Here is a 255-nt window from a genome sequence, read left to right as displayed (position 1 = left end):
GTACCAATGCGAAAAGACGTTGTATCTGGTGAGATGGCTCCTAAACGACAATTAGTGAGAATTGTTCGTGATAAAGAGGGAAATGTTTCAGTTGATCCAACTGGTAAGCAATCTGGTCGGGGAGCATACGTTAAGATTGACGTTGAGACCGCTAAAAAGGCTAAACAAGATAAGATTCTTGATCAAGTTTTTGAAGTGACGTTAACGGATGATTTTTATGATAAACTCATTGATTATGTAGACCATAAACAGGCA

The 255-nt window shown here is 38.4% G+C and carries 1 protein-coding gene; it reads left to right on the top strand.

Features of this window, described 5'->3' with window-relative positions:
* Window positions 1-255 (top strand): RNase P modulator RnpM (rnpM, locus tag AC6UDE_RS07070; RefSeq protein ID WP_500697045.1); only part of this gene is annotated, 255 nt, incomplete at both ends.

It is taken from the genome of Fructilactobacillus sp. X2R5C3 (genome assembly GCF_059901325.1).
The sequence above is the reverse complement of the archived record's forward strand: the minus strand, read 5'-3'. Positions and strand labels throughout refer to the sequence as shown.